Origin of the sequence: Paenibacillus sp. P13VS (genome assembly GCF_015143645.1) — a bacterium.
In the GTDB taxonomy this organism is placed as follows: Bacteria; Bacillota; Bacilli; order Paenibacillales; family Paenibacillaceae; genus Paenibacillus; species Paenibacillus xylanilyticus_A.
The window spans coordinates 1-18,260 of the sequence record NZ_WYEV01000001.1 but is presented as its reverse complement, the minus strand read 5'-3'; the positions used below and the strand labels follow the sequence as shown (position 1 = coordinate 18,260).

Annotated in this window: 17 protein-coding genes; 16 read left to right on the top strand and 1 reads right to left on the bottom strand. The window is 47.6% G+C overall.

The window, feature by feature from the left end; translation table 11 throughout:
- The first annotated feature begins 228 nt into the window (after positions 1-228).
- The 16 genes from GUA98_RS00085 (at position 229) to GUA98_RS00010 (ending at position 17,923) form a co-directional block, all read left to right on the top strand.
- A complete protein-coding gene (locus tag GUA98_RS00085) occupies positions 229-1,233 on the top strand; it encodes a Gfo/Idh/MocA family protein (protein WP_193721681.1) in 1,005 nt (334 codons plus the stop codon).
- Between the two features lie 21 nt (positions 1,234-1,254).
- Positions 1,255-2,199 carry an AraC family transcriptional regulator gene (locus GUA98_RS00080; RefSeq protein ID WP_227779314.1) on the top strand — a complete coding sequence of 315 codons (945 nt, stop codon included), beginning with the start codon at positions 1,255-1,257 and terminating at the stop codon, positions 2,197-2,199.
- Positions 2,192-3,283, top strand: coding sequence for a Gfo/Idh/MocA family protein (locus GUA98_RS00075; protein WP_193721680.1), 1,092 nt, complete (start codon positions 2,192-2,194; stop codon positions 3,281-3,283). Before GUA98_RS00080 ends, GUA98_RS00075 begins: the two co-directional genes overlap by 8 nt.
- Positions 3,284-3,494: 211 nt before the next feature.
- Positions 3,495-4,241, top strand: a complete 747-nt coding sequence (locus GUA98_RS00070) for a FadR/GntR family transcriptional regulator (RefSeq protein ID WP_193721679.1) — start codon at positions 3,495-3,497, stop codon at positions 4,239-4,241.
- Positions 4,241-5,452: a M20 metallopeptidase family protein gene (locus GUA98_RS00065; RefSeq protein ID WP_193721678.1), complete on the top strand. Its 1,212-nt coding sequence runs from the start codon at positions 4,241-4,243 to the stop codon at positions 5,450-5,452. The genes GUA98_RS00070 and GUA98_RS00065 overlap by 1 nt, the downstream gene beginning before the upstream one ends.
- Positions 5,449-7,017: an ABC transporter substrate-binding protein gene (locus GUA98_RS00060; protein WP_153978312.1), complete on the top strand. Its 1,569-nt coding sequence runs from the start codon at positions 5,449-5,451 to the stop codon at positions 7,015-7,017. Before GUA98_RS00065 ends, GUA98_RS00060 begins: the two co-directional genes overlap by 4 nt.
- Positions 7,018-7,121: 104 nt before the next feature.
- The gene (locus GUA98_RS00055) at positions 7,122-8,039 is read left to right on the top strand and encodes an ABC transporter permease (RefSeq protein ID WP_153978313.1); all 918 of its coding nucleotides are present in this window, start codon (positions 7,122-7,124) and stop codon (positions 8,037-8,039) included.
- Positions 8,040-8,054: 15 nt separating this feature from the next.
- Entirely contained in the window at positions 8,055-8,984 is a 930-nt protein-coding gene (locus tag GUA98_RS00050; RefSeq protein WP_153978314.1) for an ABC transporter permease, read from the top strand.
- A gap of 26 nt (positions 8,985-9,010) precedes the next feature.
- On the top strand, positions 9,011-11,038 hold the full coding sequence (locus GUA98_RS00045) for an alpha/beta hydrolase family protein (protein WP_193721677.1): 2,028 nt from the start codon (positions 9,011-9,013) through the stop codon (positions 11,036-11,038).
- Entirely contained in the window at positions 11,035-11,502 is a 468-nt protein-coding gene (locus GUA98_RS00040; RefSeq protein ID WP_153978316.1) for a hypothetical protein, read from the top strand. The genes GUA98_RS00045 and GUA98_RS00040 overlap by 4 nt, the downstream gene beginning before the upstream one ends.
- Before the next feature lie 231 nt (positions 11,503-11,733).
- Positions 11,734-12,102, top strand: coding sequence for a hypothetical protein (locus tag GUA98_RS00035; RefSeq protein ID WP_153978317.1), 369 nt, complete (start codon positions 11,734-11,736; stop codon positions 12,100-12,102).
- 28 nt (positions 12,103-12,130) lie between these two features.
- Positions 12,131-13,354, top strand: coding sequence for a sialidase family protein (locus GUA98_RS00030; protein WP_227779313.1), 1,224 nt, complete (start codon positions 12,131-12,133; stop codon positions 13,352-13,354).
- A gap of 122 nt (positions 13,355-13,476) precedes the next feature.
- Positions 13,477-14,190, top strand: a complete 714-nt coding sequence (locus GUA98_RS00025) for a glycosyltransferase (protein WP_153978319.1) — start codon at positions 13,477-13,479, stop codon at positions 14,188-14,190.
- Between the two features lie 190 nt (positions 14,191-14,380).
- The gene (locus GUA98_RS00020) at positions 14,381-14,773 is read left to right on the top strand and encodes a hypothetical protein (RefSeq protein WP_153978320.1); all 393 of its coding nucleotides are present in this window, start codon (positions 14,381-14,383) and stop codon (positions 14,771-14,773) included.
- A 305-nt stretch (positions 14,774-15,078) separates the two neighbouring features.
- On the top strand, positions 15,079-16,779 hold the full coding sequence (locus tag GUA98_RS00015) for an NAD-dependent malic enzyme (protein WP_095358288.1): 1,701 nt from the start codon (positions 15,079-15,081) through the stop codon (positions 16,777-16,779).
- Positions 16,780-16,960: 181 nt separating this feature from the next.
- A complete protein-coding gene (locus GUA98_RS00010) occupies positions 16,961-17,923 on the top strand; it encodes an AEC family transporter (protein WP_193721676.1) in 963 nt (320 codons plus the stop codon).
- A 64-nt stretch (positions 17,924-17,987) separates the two neighbouring features.
- Here GUA98_RS00010 and GUA98_RS00005 read toward each other — a convergent pair.
- The coding region (locus GUA98_RS00005; protein ID WP_193721675.1) for an IS3 family transposase at positions 17,988-18,260 on the bottom strand (273 nt) is incomplete at its 5' end.

The following is an 18,260-nucleotide window of genomic DNA, read 5'->3' as shown; positions in this document are numbered from 1 at the left end:
TCTTTTTTTGCATTTTCATGATTAGCCATTAAACCTTAATGGAAAGCCTTTTAACCGCAAAATCATGGAGAAGACAGCTTCTTAGTTTGTTGAACTCAGAACGTCGACTCTGAATGGGATGTCGTAATTTTGTATATTTGTTGTCGTCTGATTCTATTAAAATTAAATGAAGTCTGTGATAACTTATATTTAAATGTCAGGATATTATATAATAGGAGGTAAGACATCGTGACCATTCGAATTGGTAAAATAAGCTTGTGGCATGTGCATGCATGGGATTATATCAAGCAAGTCCAGGAACATGAGGACACTGAAATTGCAGCGGTATGGGATGACAATGTTCAGCGGGGGCAGGAAGCTGCCGAACGACTGAAAGTACCCTACTTTTCATCTCTGGAAGAGATGCTGGCACAGAAGGACATTGACGCCGTGATCGTGGATGCACCTACCCGTGACCACCAGAACGTCATCACCGCTGCCGCAAGAGCAGGTAAACATATTTTTACGGAAAAAGTCATTGCTTCAACGGTCAAAGAGGTGAATGCAATCCTGGCTGAAGTCCGTGAGCAGGGAGTCAAGATGACCGTATCCTTACCTCGCTTAAATGACGGGTATACGCTAACCATTCAGGATGTGCTCCAGCAAGGTTTATTGGGGAAAGTGACTTATGTCCGGGTTCGCCTGTCTCATAACGGAGCGATTGCAGACTGGCTGCCGCAGCATTTTTATAACTTGGAGGAATGTCAGGGAGGTGCTATGATTGACCTGGGGTGCCATCCGATGTATTTAACCAGACTCTTTTTGGGTCAGGAAGTGACAGGTGTGAGTGCCAATTTCGGCTATGTCACAGGCAAAGAGGTAGAAGATAATGCAGTTGCAACCCTGTTTACGGATTCTGGAGCGATCGGTGTGGTTGAGGCCGGTTTCGTGAACAGTCACTCTCCATTTACCATTGAAGTTCATGGAACGGAAGGCACCTTGTTGTATGGTACACCTGACGACAGGCTGCTGATCCGGACCAATGCGGGTACAGAGGCGGTTAAAGAGTGGACTGAGCTTCCGTTGCTGGAGAAAAGAGAAAGCGCATTCAGTCAGTGGGTTTCCCATATTCAGAATGATTCCTTGGCTTCTGAGAATCTGCAGATTGCCGCCGAGCTGACACGCCTGATGGAAGCTGCCAACACCTCTGCCAAGGAAGGACGCAGGATCTCCCTCAGTGATTTGCAAGGTTAGGCTGGTTGGGGAGGTACGACATTGAACCGATATCCTTTTGAAAAAATGCTTGAACGACAGGATCTCCTCGAGCGTTTGGATATATCCATTGCTTGGGGACATTACGAAATACGGGTTTTACGATTTCACTTAACGTCATTTCCGGCAGGTCGAATCGTTGATTTTCATAACCATGCGGAATTTGAATTTCATTTTATACCGCGGGGCAAGGGGAAAGTTATTCTGGGAGACCAGATGCATTCCTTGTCCGAAGGCATGCTTTATTTGACTGGACCTGGCGTCGTTCACTACCAAGAGGCCGATGCCGAAGAGGACATGGATGAACTATGTCTCCATGTGGATATTGTTGAGCAGCCCAGAGAGGATGTCGATCCGTGGGAAGCCGCAGAATCCGAGGAAACGATCGCCAAGCTCAAAGCGCTGCCCCTCGTTCCGGTGCATGATTATCACCGGGCCATGAACTGTTTTTTGGAAGCGTATGAAGCATGTGATCGTAAACTGATCGGGTATTATACATCCATTAAACAGCTTGTAATCAGCATTCTGCTGAGAACCGTTCGTGCCCATGATAACGGCGAAATCCGGGTTGAAGCACCGGAGCGGGATATGTCCATGTACAGGTATGAATACGCTGTCCAGTATATGGAGGCCAACTATTCCAATGCCGTAACACTGGAGAATGTGGCAGAGAAGCTACATATCAGCACCAGACAACTGCAGCGGATATTTTATCAGGTGCAGCCAGGCATGCCGTTCAGCCGTGTGCTGGAGGATATTCGCCTTGGGGCAGTGTGCCGCAATCTGGAGGAAAGCAATGGATCAATTGAACAAATTGCGCTCGTCTCCGGTTTTACCAATGCCAACTATTTGCATGCCGTCTTCCGCAAGCGCCTGGGCATGACCCCGTCCGCTTTTCGGAAGATAAAACAAACCAAATCAAAAGTGAGGGTGAATGGATATGAGTAAAATGTATCGAATTGGAATTGTTGGATGTGGCGGGATTGCGAATGGCAAGCATCTGCCAAGTTTGAGCAAGCTCGATAATGTTGAACTGGTTGCATTCTGTGATATTGTTCCTGAACGGGCTGAGGAAGCCAAAGAGAAATATGGCAGTGCCGAAGCCGAAGTATACACGGATTATCAGGAGCTGCTGAAGGATGAAACGATTGATATCGTTCATGTACTCACGCCAAATATTTCGCATGCTGAAATCTCCATTGCTGCACTTGAAGCGGGCAAACACGTCATGTGTGAAAAACCGATGGCCAAGACATCCGCCGAAGCACAGAGCATGCTTGAAGCAGCTGAACGCACAGGCAAAAAGCTGACCATTGGATACAATAACCGCTTCAGAGAAGACAGCTTGTACCTGAAGCAGATGTGCGAAGCAGGCGATCTGGGATCGATCTATTTTGCCAAGGCACATGCGATTCGCAGAAGAGCCGTACCAACGTGGGGTGTTTTCCTCGATGAAGAAAAACAAGGCGGCGGACCACTGATCGATATCGGTACACATGCACTGGACCTGACACTCTGGATGATGGACAACTACAAACCCAAAGTGGTTCTAGGCACGACGTATCATGAGCTCTCCCAAAAGGAAAATGCAGCGAATGCATGGGGCCCGTGGGATCCGAAGAAATTCTCGGTTGAGGATTCGGCCTTCGGCATGATCGTGATGGAAAATGGGGCGACCATCATGCTGGAATCCAGCTGGGCGCTGAATTCGCTGGATGTAGATGAAGCAAAATGCAGTCTTAGTGGAACGGAAGCCGGAGCCGACATGAAGAATGGCCTGCGCATTAACGGCGAGAAATTCAGCCGTCTCTATACGAATGAGATCTCCCTTAGTGCAGACGGCGTAGCGTTCTATGACGGGAAGTCGGAAAGTGCGCCGGATGTTGAGATGAGAAAATGGATTGAAGCGATCGATAAGGATCAAGAACCTGTAGTTACACCTAAACAAGCTCTGGTGGTATCGCAAATTCTCGAAGCTCTCTATGAATCTGCTCGCACGGGAAAAGCGGTGTACTTGAACGAGCAAAACTAATTTTTTCGAAGCCACACTAATTAAACGATGGGAAGACGCTGCTGATATTCGGCAGCGTCTTTTTCGTTATTAGATTAGGCATTTTTGTCGGATTAAAAAAATATTTGTGATATTTTGAAAAAAAACATTGCATATCTGTTTACTCGGAATTATATTATGAATAAGAGTTAATGGTATAAGGTTTAGACATTATATCGATCGGAGTGTTGATATGTTTAACCAAGCGACTTTCCAGTTTGAGAAAGTTTCTGCAATAAAGGTCAGTGAGTTTATCAGAGAACAGTTAGAGGAAGCTATTATCCTTAAAGAAATCATGAGTGAAGATCAGCTCCCTTCGGAACGTGAACTTGCCGAAATGTTCAATGCAAGCCGAATTACGGTTCGTGAAGCCTTATCTGCTCTTGAGAGTAAGGGATTGATTGAAAAACGTGTTGGTGCCAAGGGAGGAACATTCGTACTGCCCATCACGGCTAATGCACACAAAAGAACCAAGGAAGAAATCATGCGTGACTGGGATCAGATGTTACATGTGTTTGAATATCGGACAATCGTGGAGCCGGAAGGTGCTTTTCTGGCTGCTGAGCGGATCACCGCAGGCGAACTGGAGCTGCTGGAAGCATACATCAAACAGAGTATCGAGCCAGATTGTACCCGGGAATGGTTCAGGGCACTGGATGTCAAGTTTCATCTGACGATTGCCAAGGCGTCAGGGAATCCTTACCTGGAAACGGCCGTCAGACAGATTCGTACCAAGATTAATCCTGCGCTGGATCTGATGCCTTACGATGAAAACATTCGGGTTCTTAACCAAGGAGTACATACCGAGATACTTGAAGCGCTGAAATCACGTGATCCGGTGAAATCTCGAGATACGATGAAACGTCACATTGCATTTTCCGCTGATGCCATCTATTCACGGTTGGTCTCATCAGAACCACAGGAAGGGAATGAGCAATAATGGAACAAACAACACTATTTGAACTCGCACAGCAGCTGCAGCCGAAGCTCACGAACTGGCGGAGAGACCTCCATCGCCATCCGGAAATCGGATACGAAGAGGTGCGTACTTCAGGAATCGTGGCCGAACATCTGGAGAGCCTGGGGCTTGAAGTGACCCGTCATGTTGGCAGGACCGGGGTTGTCGGTTTGCTTCGCGGGGAAACGGATGGTCCAACCATTGCGCTCCGGGCAGACATGGACGCTCTTCCGATCCAGGATCAGAAATCGGCGGAGTATCGCTCCCAGGTTGAAGGCAAGGCTCACTTGTGCGGTCATGATGCCCACACCACCATTTTGATGGGAGCAGCTGAGCTGCTTACCGGTCTCGGCAGACCGAAGTCGGGCAACATCAAGTTTGTGTTCCAGCCAGCAGAAGAGGGGCTTGCCGGTGCACGCGCCATGATTCAGGACGGTGTACTGGAGAATCCGAAAGTGGATGCGATCGCAGGTCTGCATGTGACACCTGGCCAGGATACGGGTACCGTTGGTGTGAGTAAAGGGGTAGCTTTTGCTTCGGCAGACCGTCTGGTGATTCGTGTATACGGCAAAGGTGGACATGCTGCACGGCCGCATGAAGGCATCGATGCGATTGCCGTATCGGCTCAGGTCATCACAGCGCTGCAGAATATCGCCAGTCGTTTGGTGGATCCGCTGGAGCCCGTTGTAGTCACCATTGGCAAAATCACTGGCGGGTATATGGGCACAGCCATTGCGCCAGAGGTGGAGATGATCGGTACGGTGCGCACACTCTCACCCACCCTTCGTGAACGCATGCCTGCATTGATTGAACAAGTCGTTAGTGGGGTGTGCGCTTCCTTCGGCGCAGGGCATGAAGTTGTTTATGGCGATGGATATCCGGTCGTGGTTAACGATCATGCGATGGTGGACTTGCTTACCGAAACTGTTGATGGATTGGATTGGGCAAAAGGATGGAGCAGCATTCCGCCTTCTACTGGCGGTGAAGATTTTGCCTTCTATTGCGAACAGATTCCTGGCGTTTTCTTCCGTCTTGGTTCGGGCAATGAGGAAGAGCGGACAAGATATCCGCTTCATCATCCGATGTTTGATCTGGATGAAACAGCAATGCCGTATGGTGTAGGCATGCTGTCATCCATAGCACTTGAGTTTTTGGCAAGAAACACAACTTCTGAGGGGGAACGTTCCAAATGAAAAAAAGACAATGGACTGGCATGTGGATTACATTACTGGCTGTAGTATTGGTGCTCAGCGCATGCGGTGGAACAAGCACGGGTACAGACAGCAATTCGGCATCAAGTGGAACGGAAGGCAGCGGAGCTGCCAGCACAACACTTACGATCGCAGCAGCAACGGATATTGAGAGCTTCGATCCGCATAACAACAACAATACATCCAGTGAGGCGGTTCTGGTTAACGTATTCGATTATCTGATCAAAAACGACAGTGAACAAAATAAAGTGCCTGGACTTGCTGAATCCTGGGAACAAGTGGATGACACCACCTGGCGCTTCAAGCTGCGTGAAGGGGTTACGTTCCATAATGGTGATCCATTCACTTCAGCAGACGTCAAATATACAATAGAGCGTGTAGCCAAAGATGAAACGCTTAAACAAAACAGCTATTTCAAGAATATCGTTGAAGTTAAAGCTGTTGATGAGCATACGGTGGATATCATTACAGACGGTCCGGATCCGCTCCTGCTTAACCGCCTCTCGAAAATGGGAGCAGGCATCCTTCCTGCCAAATATATCGAGGATAATGGCATGGATGCTTTCCTGAAACAGCCGGTAGGAACCGGACCATATAAATTCAGCAAATGGACCAAAGATGATCGTGTGGTACTCGTGAAGAATGAGAACTACTATGGCGATGAACCGAAATGGAATGAAGTCGTATTCCGCGTAATTCCTGAGGCTTCCACACGGGTATCCGAACTGCTCGCGGGTGGAGTTGACGTCGCTGCATCGATTCCATCTACAGACATCGCCCGCATTGAAGGTGAAGCAGACAAGAAAATTGTCAAAGCGCCAATCCAGCGCGTGCTGCAGCTGATCTTCCGTCAGACAGAAGGCAGCATTACAGCTGATCCGAAAGTCCGTGAAGCCATTGATCTGGCCATCGACAAACAAGGTATTGTCGACAGCATTGCAGGCGGAGCAGGTATCGTCACTCGTACATCTGTAACGCCAGGTAACTTTGGTGCAGATCCGTCATTATACAAAACATCCCTATATGATTTGGAAAAAGCCAAACAGCTTCTGAAAGAAGCGGGTTACGCTGAAGGCGAAGCCGAGATGACCATTTCCGTTTCATCACAATATAAGGAACAGGTTGAAGTAGTTGCTGCCATGCTGGAGCAAGCAGGCTTCAAAATCAATATGGACGTGCTGGAGCCAAGTGCTTTCAGTGAACGTTACAGCTCCAAATCATTCAAGGAAATTTTCATGATCGGTATCGGCAACTCCTTGTTCGACGCTTCAAATAACTACAACCGTTACATGTTGGAAGAAGCTAAAGGAGAATCGGATTACAATAATCCGGAAGTGGAGAAATTGCTTCAATCTGCATTGGTAAATATGGACCCTGAGGCTCGTGAAAAAGAGTACCAACAAGTACAGCAGATCTTCGCAGAGGAACGTCCAGCCGTGTATCTGTACCAGATGGAAGGGGTCTACGGAACGAATGCACGCGTGAACTTCACGCCGCGCAGTGATGAAATGTTCTATGCCGACGAGATTACACCTGCAGCACAGTAAGACCCGGCAGAACAACTGGTCATTGCAACGATAGGCCGTGAACGGCAGGGACTGGGTTGACCAAGTTCCTGCCGTTCTTTTGTATCGCATGGAGGTGAATGAGGATGGGGAAGTACGTATTCAAATCTTTACTGCAAGTCATACCGGTATTATTCATTGTATCGCTGATTGTTTTCATATTGGTCAGGGTCACGGGTGATCCTGTTGCCCTGATGCTGCCCGAGACTGCCACAGCGGAAGACCGCGCGGTGCTAACGGAAGCGCTTGGGCTGGATCAACCGCTCTACACGCAATACATGAAATTCCTCGTCAGCGCATTGCAGGGCGATTTCGGTCAATCTTTTCGCTATGGACAACCAGCTCTGCAGCTTGTTCTGGAGAGATTGCCTGCCAGCTTCGAACTGGCTGTAGCAGCCATGTTTTTTGCGGTGCTTATGGCTGTGCCGCTGGGAGTCATTTCGGCGGTTAAACGTAATACGTTTACCGATCTGATCATTTCGGGGATATCCGTGATCGGTAAGGCGATGCCAAACTTCTGGATGGGTATCATGCTGATCCTGCTGTTCTCCGTTATGTTGGGCGTTCTGCCCGTCTCGGGCCGTGGTGGTCTGTCGCACTTGATCCTGCCCGCATTTACCCTTGGCGTAGGTCTGGCCGCACAGATGACCCGTCTCATTCGTTCCAGTATGCTGGAAATTCTAAGTCAGGATTATATTCGTACAGCACGCAGCAAGGGGCTTGGCCGGATGGTCGTGATTGGGAAACATGCGTTCCGGAATGGCTTGATCCCGGTTGTAACGATTATGAGCTTGCAGTTTACGAGTCTGATCGGCGGAACACTGATTACGGAAACGGTGTTCTCTTGGCCGGGCTTGGGACAGCTTCTGGTCGTCGCCGTCAATACACATGACATGGCGATTGTTCAGGCGGCCGTGTTTGTCATTGCATTAATCGTAGTTATAACCAATATTCTGACGGACGTAGCTTACCGGCTGCTTGATCCGCGCATTAAATTCGACTAGAAGGAGGTGCAATCTATGACAGGGAGCAATGAAATGCCAATTCCGGGTTCGGAACAGAAAAAGGAGAGTTCACATACGCAAGGGGGATTTCGCTATATATGGAAACAACTGATCATCAGCAAGACCGGGATGCTTGGCTCTGTGCTCGTTTTGTTGGTCGTTTGGATCGCCATATGTGCACCTCTGCTAACGAGTCACGATCCTGCAGCTGTCGATCCGCTGAATCGCCTCAAACCTCCTGCCTGGCTGGACGGAGGAGCCTCGGAACATTGGCTTGGTACGGATAATTTAGGCCGAGATATGTGGAGCCGAATCGTGTATGGTGCACGCGTTTCATTAATCGTCGGTATGGGGGCAGTCATTGTCTCAGGAGTGATCGGAGCCATACTGGGACTGCTATCCGGATTTTATGGGAAATGGCTGGATGCGGTCATCATGCGGGTGGGGGATGCCTTCATGGCCATTCCTACCATTCTGTTCATGCTCGTTGTGATGGCCATCGTTGGCCCGGGAATAACGACGTTGATCTTTGTCATCGGCGTGACCAACTGGGTTCCGTTTACCCGTATCGTTCGAAGTGAGGTTCTCAGCATCAAGGAGCGTGACTTCGTTCATGCTGCCAGGTCCATAGGAGCCAAGAATGGACGGTTGATTGTAAAACACATTCTGCCAAACATCCTGTCTTCCTTTATCGTCATCTGCGGTATGAACGTCGGAACGACCATTATTATGGAAGCTTCGCTCAGTTTCCTCGGTCTCGGCATTAAGCCGCCGGACGTTTCATGGGGAGGCATGCTCAGTGATGGAAGACAATATGTAGCCACAAGCTGGTGGGTCGCCACATTCCCGGGACTAGCCATTACATTCACAGTGCTTGGTGTTATTTTCCTCGGGGATTGGCTGCGCGATGTACTTGATCCACGTACGGAAACGAATAAAAAATAACAGGACTGGGGAAAGGGGACCTTCATATGAACAAACGACCGATCATACCGGAGGATTTATATCACTATCGTTCCATTAGCCAACCCGTAATCCATCCGAATGGACAGGTGGCCTACGTAGAACAGACTATAGATCGGCAAAAGAACGTGTACAACACCCGGATTCGGGGAATCTCGCTGGATGGCAGCAATGATGTCGAGCTCACGAATGGCACCAAGGACACAGCGCCGAGCTGGACACCGGACGGAACACGGCTTGCTTTCTTGCGTTTGGAAGAGGGCGGCAAAGGATTATGGATACTTGCGTCAGGTGAGGACGAACCTGTTAAACTTATTCCGCCCGAGCGAAAAATATTGGATTACGCTTGGTCGCCTGACGGCCAGTATATTGCCTTCACCAGCAAAGCGCAGTTAACAGATGCAGGTGACCAAGATGACCAAGATAAGCCGAGGAATCAAACGGCATCTGAGCTGCGTGGCAAAGTATATGAACGTACAACGCCGAAAGCGGAGGGATCCGGCTGGTGGGACGGTCTATACAGCCATCTGTTTGTTTATGAGGTTCGAAGTGGGGTGGCCACTTCAGTGATCACCGGATTATGGAACGTCAGTGGACCAACATGGTCCCCGGATAGCCGGAGCATTGCTTTTATCTCGAAGCAGGTGGAGGATAAGGAGGGCGATGCGGATCTGCTGTACTTCACTGACGTGTATACTATTCGGCCGGGAGTGAGTGAGCCTTTCAAAGTGACGGATTCCAGTCTGCTGGTGAGCCAGTTCTCCTATTCTCCCGATGGACAGATGTTCAATCTGATTGCCAGTGACCGGGAATTCGGCAGCGGCAGTCATAACCGATTATATACCGTCCCCGTACAAGGCGGAACGCCTAAGCCGATCACAGCGAAATTGGATATGCAGTTAGGCAACGCTGCACTTGGAGATATGAAATCTGCCGGTCCGTCTCCATCTCCGGTCTGGGATGTGAACCATCCTGAACGAGGCATGCTTGTACTCGGTACGCACGATGGAAGCGTGGATGTGTACCGTATCCATGCAAATGGAGACTGCCAGCCCATGACGGGAAAAGGGGAAAAGGATGTGTACCAATATACATTGTCACCTGATGGAGCTACACTCGTCATTGCTGCACTGACAGCTGATCACCCTGCAGAGCTATATCGGGTGGATGTTGAGACTGGCGAAATGATCCGGCTCACCCGGAGAAACGACGAATGGATCAACGCACTCCAAGTGAATGTACCTGAACGGATTGAATTTACATCCACAGATGGCTGGCGCATCCAGGGTTGGCTGCTGCAGCCTGCGAGGCAGGATTCGAGTGCCAAAACTCCACTGATTCTGCAAATCCATGGAGGCCCGCATGCAATGTATACGGGCACTTTCAGTTATGAGATGCAGACACTTGCAGCACAAGGGTATGCCGTTTTATGGGTGAATCCGCGAGGGAGTATGGGATATGGACAGGAATTTGCCAGAGCTTGTCGTGGCGATTTCGCGGGTGGAGACTTCCGTGATTTAATGGAGGCGGTTGACCATGCCCTTGACACATATGAACTATTAGATGAGTCACGTCTGGGTGTTGCAGGCGGCAGTTACGGAGGGGTTATGACGAACTGGATCGTTGCCCACAGCACTCGGTTCAAGGCAGCTGTTACCCAGCGCTGCATCTCCAATTGGCTGTCCATGTACGGTACCAGTGATATAGGCATATCTTATGTGGAGGGAGTCATTGGGGGCAATCCGGCAGAGAATGCTGAGCTGTTATGGTCCCGTTCACCGCTGGCTCATGCACATAAGATTGACACACCGCTTCTTATCATGCATGGAGAGCAGGACTATCGGACTCCGATTGCCCAGGCGGAGGAGCTCTATACCACGCTCAAACGTTACGGCAAAACAACCAAACTGATTCGCTACCCTGGTTCCAATCATTCGCTGCTGAAAAGCGGCAAGCCTTCACTACGAGTGGACAGTTACGAACAGATCAATGCCTGGTTCAATCAGTATCTTCGAGAAGAGGGGGTCTCAGCATGAGTCAGGTGCGGCTATCGATTCCTGTAGGGATGCTGGTGGAGAATGTTTTGACGAGTGGTGAACCGATTGAGACTATTATCGATCGTTTGCAGCGGAGAGATCTCGCTCCTTTGCTGTCCAAGATCAAGGAACCGACCATGGATTTGGAAGAACGGTTGCAGGCGGCAGAAGAAGTTGCCGAGGATTGGGCGGAGGCTCTTCGGAGCGGATACAAGTTTAAGTTTTTGCATATCAACGGTCTGAAAAGGGTGCTGGACTTTCGTTTTGATCGTAAGATTGATCGGGACTACAGCCAAGAGGAGTTAACGCTTCGGCATATCCAATTAAGCGCTCAAGAGATAGAATTGCTGTGCATGCTTATTGGCAGGCAGTGGGACGTGGTTGAAGAAGAAAATAATGAGGCAGGTGCAGTGCTCTCAACCGATACGCTCCCTCTCGTGGAGATTAAACTAAAATATCAATAATTCAACCTATATAAATCGCAATCCTATATGCCAAGGTCCTGGGGGGTTCCCAGGGCTTTTTTGGTTTTGTTGAGCGAAGGGCAAGATGTGCACGATTATGCGGTTCATGAAAAAGGAGCAGGATCCTTCGATGAGGCACTTATATTAGCCGTGACGGCTGATAGACAGGAACATAGTATAGTCTAAACGGAAGAATAGTACCTTTTTCTAAAGTGAAGGGAGTGAAATCTTTTGCCAAATAGTACAGGTCTTGTCTATAATCCCGTAACTGGAGCGACCCAATCCACTCAGGTCATTGTAAACTGCATCAATGATTCACTTAATGCCCCCGTCAATATTGAACTTGAAGTATTCCGGTGGGACACAACCCAAACTACGCGTATTCCAGTTGGTCATGAGCTGTTTCAATTGACTCCCCAAGCTACGAGAACATTTATCTATCCACTGCTTAACGCTGCTTTTTTTGAAGTGCAAAGTGATTATTTCAGTGCTACAAGCACCATTATCAATGTATATGCTATTGACTCTACAGGTCAAATTATCCAGCGAATTCTCCAGTCGGAAATGACGTTAATAGACCGATTTACAAATATCCCTTAAAGGAATAGAGGTGAGCATATTGCCAGTAGTGAATATTACCGGCGCCTTGGCAGGCAGCCAGTTTGAACCTTCCATTGCTGTAAATACGCTAAATCCGAATATTATGTGTGTTGTTGCTGTGGATACCAGTACAGGGCCCACGCTAACAGGTTTCTATCGTTCAATCGATGGTGGCAACACATGGTCGACGACAGTGCTTCCACAGCCAGCCGGATATTCGGGAGCAGAGGCACCTACCATTGACTATACTTTTCCAAGTACCTTTATAGTGACCGTTCACGTGTTCAATGGAATCAATGATGGGACAATTGTAAGTTATACTTCGTTTGATGATGGTGAAACGTGGCAGCCTCCCGTAATCGTGCAAGCAGGATATGGGACAATTGTTCATAATGATGAGCCATTCATTGCCGTGGATCGGTCTCCAGGCAGTCCTTATCGGGGGCATGCCTACGTGGGGTATACACCTCTTGCGACGACATCTTCTGCCATTTTTACGCAAAGATCAGTGAATCAGGGTTTGACCTGGGAACCACCGGACAGACAGTCCAACCCACGTGGGATCCATGACCGTGCAGCGTTAGCCGTTGGTTTTTCTGGTGAGGTCTATGCCGGGTATATTATTACAGGACCTGCCAGTCCTTCTGCATTACTGAGGATATCTTATGATGGAGGAATCATTTATCAGCCTCCCATTGAACGTCAGGCTACGTTTATCTCCTCAGTTGTACCAGCTCCTTCGCCACTACCAGTGCCAAATTATGCTTTTCGAGTTCAAACCAACCTGTGTCTGGGGGCCGACATATCCATTGGACCGAAAAGTGGAACCGTATACGGGGTCTGGAACGATGCCCGAAATGGTTACACGGATGTGTTCCTCAGTCAATCTCCCGATGGACTGCTCTGGTCAGCTCCCATAAGTATAACGGGTGCCCCTGCAGGTACACAGAACTTCTTCCCATTTATTACCGTGTCCCCGTTTGCCGGAACGATTCGGGTCATTTATATGACCAACCGGATCGACGGATTCCTTCTGGACGTATTCGTTGCTGAATCTTTTGACGGTGGGGTTACGTTCAGTAATCGTAGACTCACGACGACTTCTTTTAATCCGAATGGAAATAATCCGGTTCCCACACCGCTCATTGGGGATTATATTACGGCTGCTACTGCCGCTCCTGATAATCTGGCTGCCGTGTGGATGGCGACCACGCCACCAACAGGAAAACTGGACGTGTATTTTGGTACGTAACCATGCTTGGGGAGCCTTGGCAGGTCAGCCAGGGCTCAATCTATAATTCTTTTCTATTAGCCTACACCTGATCTATTCTTCTACATATGATGAAGGATCATTCATAGAAGAGAGGTTAAGCCTTGAACAAGACAGAGGGTGGACATGGGGTTTCCATAATTGTATGTACGAACCGGTCACAGTTTTTTGATAACATTCTGACGAATTTTAAGAGACAGCAGTACCGGAGCAAAGAGTTGATTATCATTCTGAATCACGACGGCATGAATCTGGAATCATATCGAAACCGTGTTCGAGGCCAAGCCAATATTCATGTATATCAGGTTCCTGAGAGAATCTCGTTGGGACAATGTTTGAATGCAGGGATTGAACGTGCCCGGTATTCGTTAATTGCTAAGTTTGATGACGACGATTATTATTCTGCCTATTATCTGAAAGAACAAGTAGGGGCATTAAGACGGACCCGAAGTGATATTGTGGGCAAACATTCCTGTCTGGTATATCTCGGGGCTTCGAAAAAACTACTGATCAGATCCCCTAAAGAAGCCAGTAAATTCTCAGAATTCGTGCAGGGGGGCACGATCCTGTTCAAAAAGGAAGTCCTCAAGAAGGTTCGATTCTCCGACCGTTCCGTGGGCGAAGATGTTACTTTTCTGAGGCAATGCAGGAGGAAAGGGTTCAAAACATTTGCGACCTCACCCTATAACTATGTCTATCACCGGAGGCAGAACAAGAAAAGCCATACGTGGAAAGCGGATGATACATTTTATCTGCAAGGCAGTAAGCTACTCACCGTTACAGATCAGTTTCGCCCATTCGCAGACAAGGAAATTTAATAGGCGGCATCTATGAAGTAAAAAGGCGCTCCTGTGAGCGCCCTATTGAACTATCGAGTGATCGAAGATAAGGCTGAAATCAAACCTGGTGTACACACGAGATCAATGCACACAGATTCAAACAGTTGCAGGAATATCATATCTAATCTTGAAGTAATCTTGTATGAAGTCTCATTTAAAGGAGGATGAAATGACGACAGCGTTAACGACCGTAATCATTGGTATAGTAATTGTTGTGTTCGGGCTGACCACAGGATTGATTCTCGTCTTAAATGTCACCAAAAGGCTGCGAACGGGTCAAGAGAAGATGCAGAACAAAAAGGAGATTTTGAGCTTCGGAATGCCTGCAGAAGCAATCATCCAGGATATCGCTGAGACTTCATCCAGCATGGATGGACGGCCTGGCGTGCGTCTTGATCTGTTAGTTACTCAGGAAGATGGTCAGACCTTTCAAACTATTGTGAAGACGTATATTCCAATCATACATGTCCCCAAATTTCAGAGAGGAAGCGTAATAGATGTGAAATACATAGAGGATGGGGCAGTGAAAAAGGTAGAGGTTGTGGATGCTTACATCCCGTAACAATTCATTTCAAACCAATTAACGTATAAAACCGCAGCAATGCGGTTTTTTCTTATGCCTATGTACTGTCATTAATCCTCATGTCGAATCCAAAGAATGCTATAAAATGATTTTCTTGAAAAATAACAAATTGATAAATATTATTTATCGAATAGCAACTAAATTCCTTTCATGAAAGTTTCATAACTTCGTTTACATCAAAGTGAAAAAGTCATATAATTGTCATCGGAAGGTTAACAACTAACTTAAAGTTATCTAGTATTAAAAAGAAACTAAAGAGACATCATGAAAGAAGGCTATTCGTAATGAACACATTTTTTGTTGATTCGAGCGGGAATCTGAAAACACAATTAAGAGGTAAAGAGGTTCTATCCAATCCAATTCTGAACAAGGGTATTGCCTTTACCGAAGAAGAGAGAAAAGAACTGAACCTGAACGGCATTTTGCCGCCGATGGTTTTAAATATTGAAGAACAGGTGAGCCGGGTTTATCAGCAGCTGCAAAATGAGTCTGATAACTTGCGTAAAAGCATCATGCTGAATGACTTGTTCAACCGAAACATTGTTTTATTTTATCGATTATTGAAAGAACATCTTAGTGAAATGCTGCCGATTGTATATACACCTACGGTTGGGCAAGCGATACAGGAATATAGCCATCAATACCACAGACCTGGCGGAGTGTACCTCTCCATTAACGATATGGACGGCCTGGAGGAGGCATTCCGAAACAGTGGTCTGCAAGCTGGAGACGTGGATCTCATTGTGGTAACCGACTCGGAAAGCATCCTCGGTATCGGAGACTGGGGTGTAGGCGGCATTAACATTGCCATCGGTAAACTGGCGGTGTACACCGCTGCCGTAGGGGTTGATCCAAGCCGAGTACTTCCTGTGGTACTTGATGTAGGAACGAACAATCCTACTTTGCTGAATGATCCATTATATGTAGGGAATCGTCATGAACGTATCCGCGGTGAGAAGTATGATCAGTTTATTGAGGCTTTTGTGAAGGAAACGACCAAATGGTTCCCCGACGTTCTGCTTCACTGGGAAGACATGGGCAGCGTAAATGCCAGAAACATCATCCATAAATATGGAGAAGAGCTGCTCACCTTCAACGATGACATTCAAGGAACGGGTGCAGTCACACTGGCTGCTGTAATGTCAGGTGTTCAGGTTACGGGTGTACCACTTCGTGAGCATCGTGTACTGGTATTTGGCCCAGGTGCTGCCGGTATTGGTAATGCGGATCAGATCAGGGATGCCATGATGGAAGAAGGACTTACGCAGGAGGAAGCGGAAAACCGGTTCTGGGCATTCGACTATCGCGGTATTTTGACGGACGAGATCGAAGGATTGTTCGAGTATCAAAAGCCATATGTACGCAAAGCGGATGAGATCAAAGACTGGAATCGGGATGAACAAGGACAGGTTAATCTGCTTGAAGCTGTGACTCGTATTAAACCGACCATCCTGATCGGTACATCAGGTGTTACAGGTGCCTTCAACGAACAGGTTGTGAAGGAAATGGCCAAGCATGTGGAACGTCCGATCATTATGCCGATGTCCAATCCAACTTCTCTCGCCGAAGCAGCTCCAAAAAGCCTCATTGAATGGACGGATGGCAAAGCATTGATCGCAACAGGAAGCCCATTTGAACCTGTAATGTATAATGATATTCAGTTCGAAATCGGTCAATCCAACAATGCATTTGTTTTCCCTGGTCTGGGACTGGGAGCTATTGTAGCCAAAGCTTCGAAATTTACGAAAAATATGTTTACAGCAGCCGCGATCGCGGTAGCAGGTGCAGTAGATTCTTCTGAACCAGGAGCTCCACTGCTGCCAAGGGTGAAAGAATTGCAGGATGTTTCTTACAAAGTGGCCGTTGCAGTTGCGAAAGCAGCAATCGAAGACGGCGTTGCCCGCCGTCAACTCGAAAACGTGGAAGAGGCGATTAAGGATGCCATGTGGCACCCTGTATATAGACCGATCCTTGCAGCAGTTTGATAACTGTGAACATGCAATAATTTGAATATGACAATACGTCACACCGAGAGAATACCTGTCCAACCGTACAGGTATTCCTTGGCTGTGTCCAAAATTGAAAATAACATATCACATGATCAAAATTTTTGTCATTTGTTGAAGTGTTGCAAATGCTCAGATCATAAATGGAGGTTTGACCAACATGTCAGTAAGTGACATTTTCATTATATTAATTCCTATATTTTTCGTAATTTTACTCGGTTTTTTTGGAGGCTATTTCAAAGTATTTAACTCTGCATCCTCCAAAGGCCTGAATACACTGGTAACCAAGTTTGCGCTGCCGGCGCATTTGTTCATTGGTATCACGACGACGAAAAAAGAGACCCTGATTGACAAGTGGCCATTCTTCATGACCATATTCCTCGGGATTATTGGCTTCTATGTTGTACTGCTGCTGGTGATGCGTTTCATTTTCAAAGTCAATCTTAGCCAGTCATCGATCTTTTCATTGAATGCTACACAACCTTCGTTTGCATTTATGGGGATTCCGGTGCTGGGTAACCTGTTCGGTGCCGCTGAAGTCACCATTCCAATTGCAATTACGGGCATCGTAGTTAATGCGCTGCTTGATCCAATCGCGACCATTGTCAGTTCTGTGGGGAAGAAAACGGAAGAGGGCAAGCAGAGTGGTCATGGCGAAAGCTTGTTTAAACTTACAGTGCATTCCATCATCCATGGTTTGAAAGAACCGCTTGCCTGCATTCCGCTTCTGGGTGTGATCCTGACACTTGTTGGCTTCCAGTCACCTCAGCTGCTGCAAAGCTCCTTTGATCAGATCGGTAGCATTACATCCGGAGCAGCCCTGTTTGCAATCGGGGTAACGGTGGGCATTAACCGGATCAAATTCAGTCTGAATGCCATCAGCATTTCGCTGTTGAAGGTGATTGCCCTGCCATTGTTTACGTACATGTTTGCATTGTTGATGGGACTATCTTCAACCGACATGACTATGGTCATCCTGCTAGTATCCTTCCCAGGTTCAGCCGTAGCTGCAATGATTGCTTCCAGGTTCGATACACTTGAGGTGGAGACGGCATCATCCTTTGTCATGAGCTCCGTGCTGTCATTGATCTCACTGCCGATCCTCATCTCCATATTGGTTTGACTCAGAAGAAGCCGCGATATTGGTCATAACCCTGTCAAGTAGACAGTACAAAAAAAGACAAGATTTAAGCTGCGGCCGTTTCCCGGTATTCTACCGGGGAACGGTCGTTTAGTTTTTTCTGAAATCGGTTTTGGTTGTAAAACAATATGTATTCACTCACTTGCTGTTCAACCTCTGCTTTGTTTGCTGCCTTATTCAAATAAATTTTCTCCGTCTTCAAATGAGAGAAAAAAGATTCAATACAGGCATTATCTAAGCAATTTCCACGCCTGGAGTGACTGCCTAGCATGCCGAGCTGGTTTAGTTTACGGTTAAATGGCTTCGACGTATATTGAAA

Bases quoted from the DNA above. Each gene is read 5' to 3' on its own strand.
- GUA98_RS00020 (WP_153978320.1), top strand. From the start codon at position 14,381: ATGACGACAGCGTTAACGACCGTAATCATTGGTATAGTAATTGTTGTG.
- GUA98_RS00050 (WP_153978314.1), top strand. From the start codon at position 8,055: ATGACAGGGAGCAATGAAATGCCAATTCCGGGTTCGGAACAGAAAAAG.
- GUA98_RS00015 (WP_095358288.1), top strand. From the start codon at position 15,079: ATGAACACATTTTTTGTTGATTCGAGCGGGAATCTGAAAACACAATTA.
- GUA98_RS00045 (WP_193721677.1), top strand. From the start codon at position 9,011: ATGAACAAACGACCGATCATACCGGAGGATTTATATCACTATCGTTCC.
- GUA98_RS00070 (WP_193721679.1), top strand. From the start codon at position 3,495: ATGTTTAACCAAGCGACTTTCCAGTTTGAGAAAGTTTCTGCAATAAAG.
- GUA98_RS00010 (WP_193721676.1), top strand. From the start codon at position 16,961: ATGTCAGTAAGTGACATTTTCATTATATTAATTCCTATATTTTTCGTA.
- GUA98_RS00040 (WP_153978316.1), top strand. From the start codon at position 11,035: ATGAGTCAGGTGCGGCTATCGATTCCTGTAGGGATGCTGGTGGAGAAT.
- GUA98_RS00060 (WP_153978312.1), top strand. From the start codon at position 5,449: ATGAAAAAAAGACAATGGACTGGCATGTGGATTACATTACTGGCTGTA.
- GUA98_RS00075 (WP_193721680.1), top strand. From the start codon at position 2,192: ATGAGTAAAATGTATCGAATTGGAATTGTTGGATGTGGCGGGATTGCG.
- GUA98_RS00065 (WP_193721678.1), top strand. From the start codon at position 4,241: ATGGAACAAACAACACTATTTGAACTCGCACAGCAGCTGCAGCCGAAG.
- GUA98_RS00055 (WP_153978313.1), top strand. From the start codon at position 7,122: ATGGGGAAGTACGTATTCAAATCTTTACTGCAAGTCATACCGGTATTA.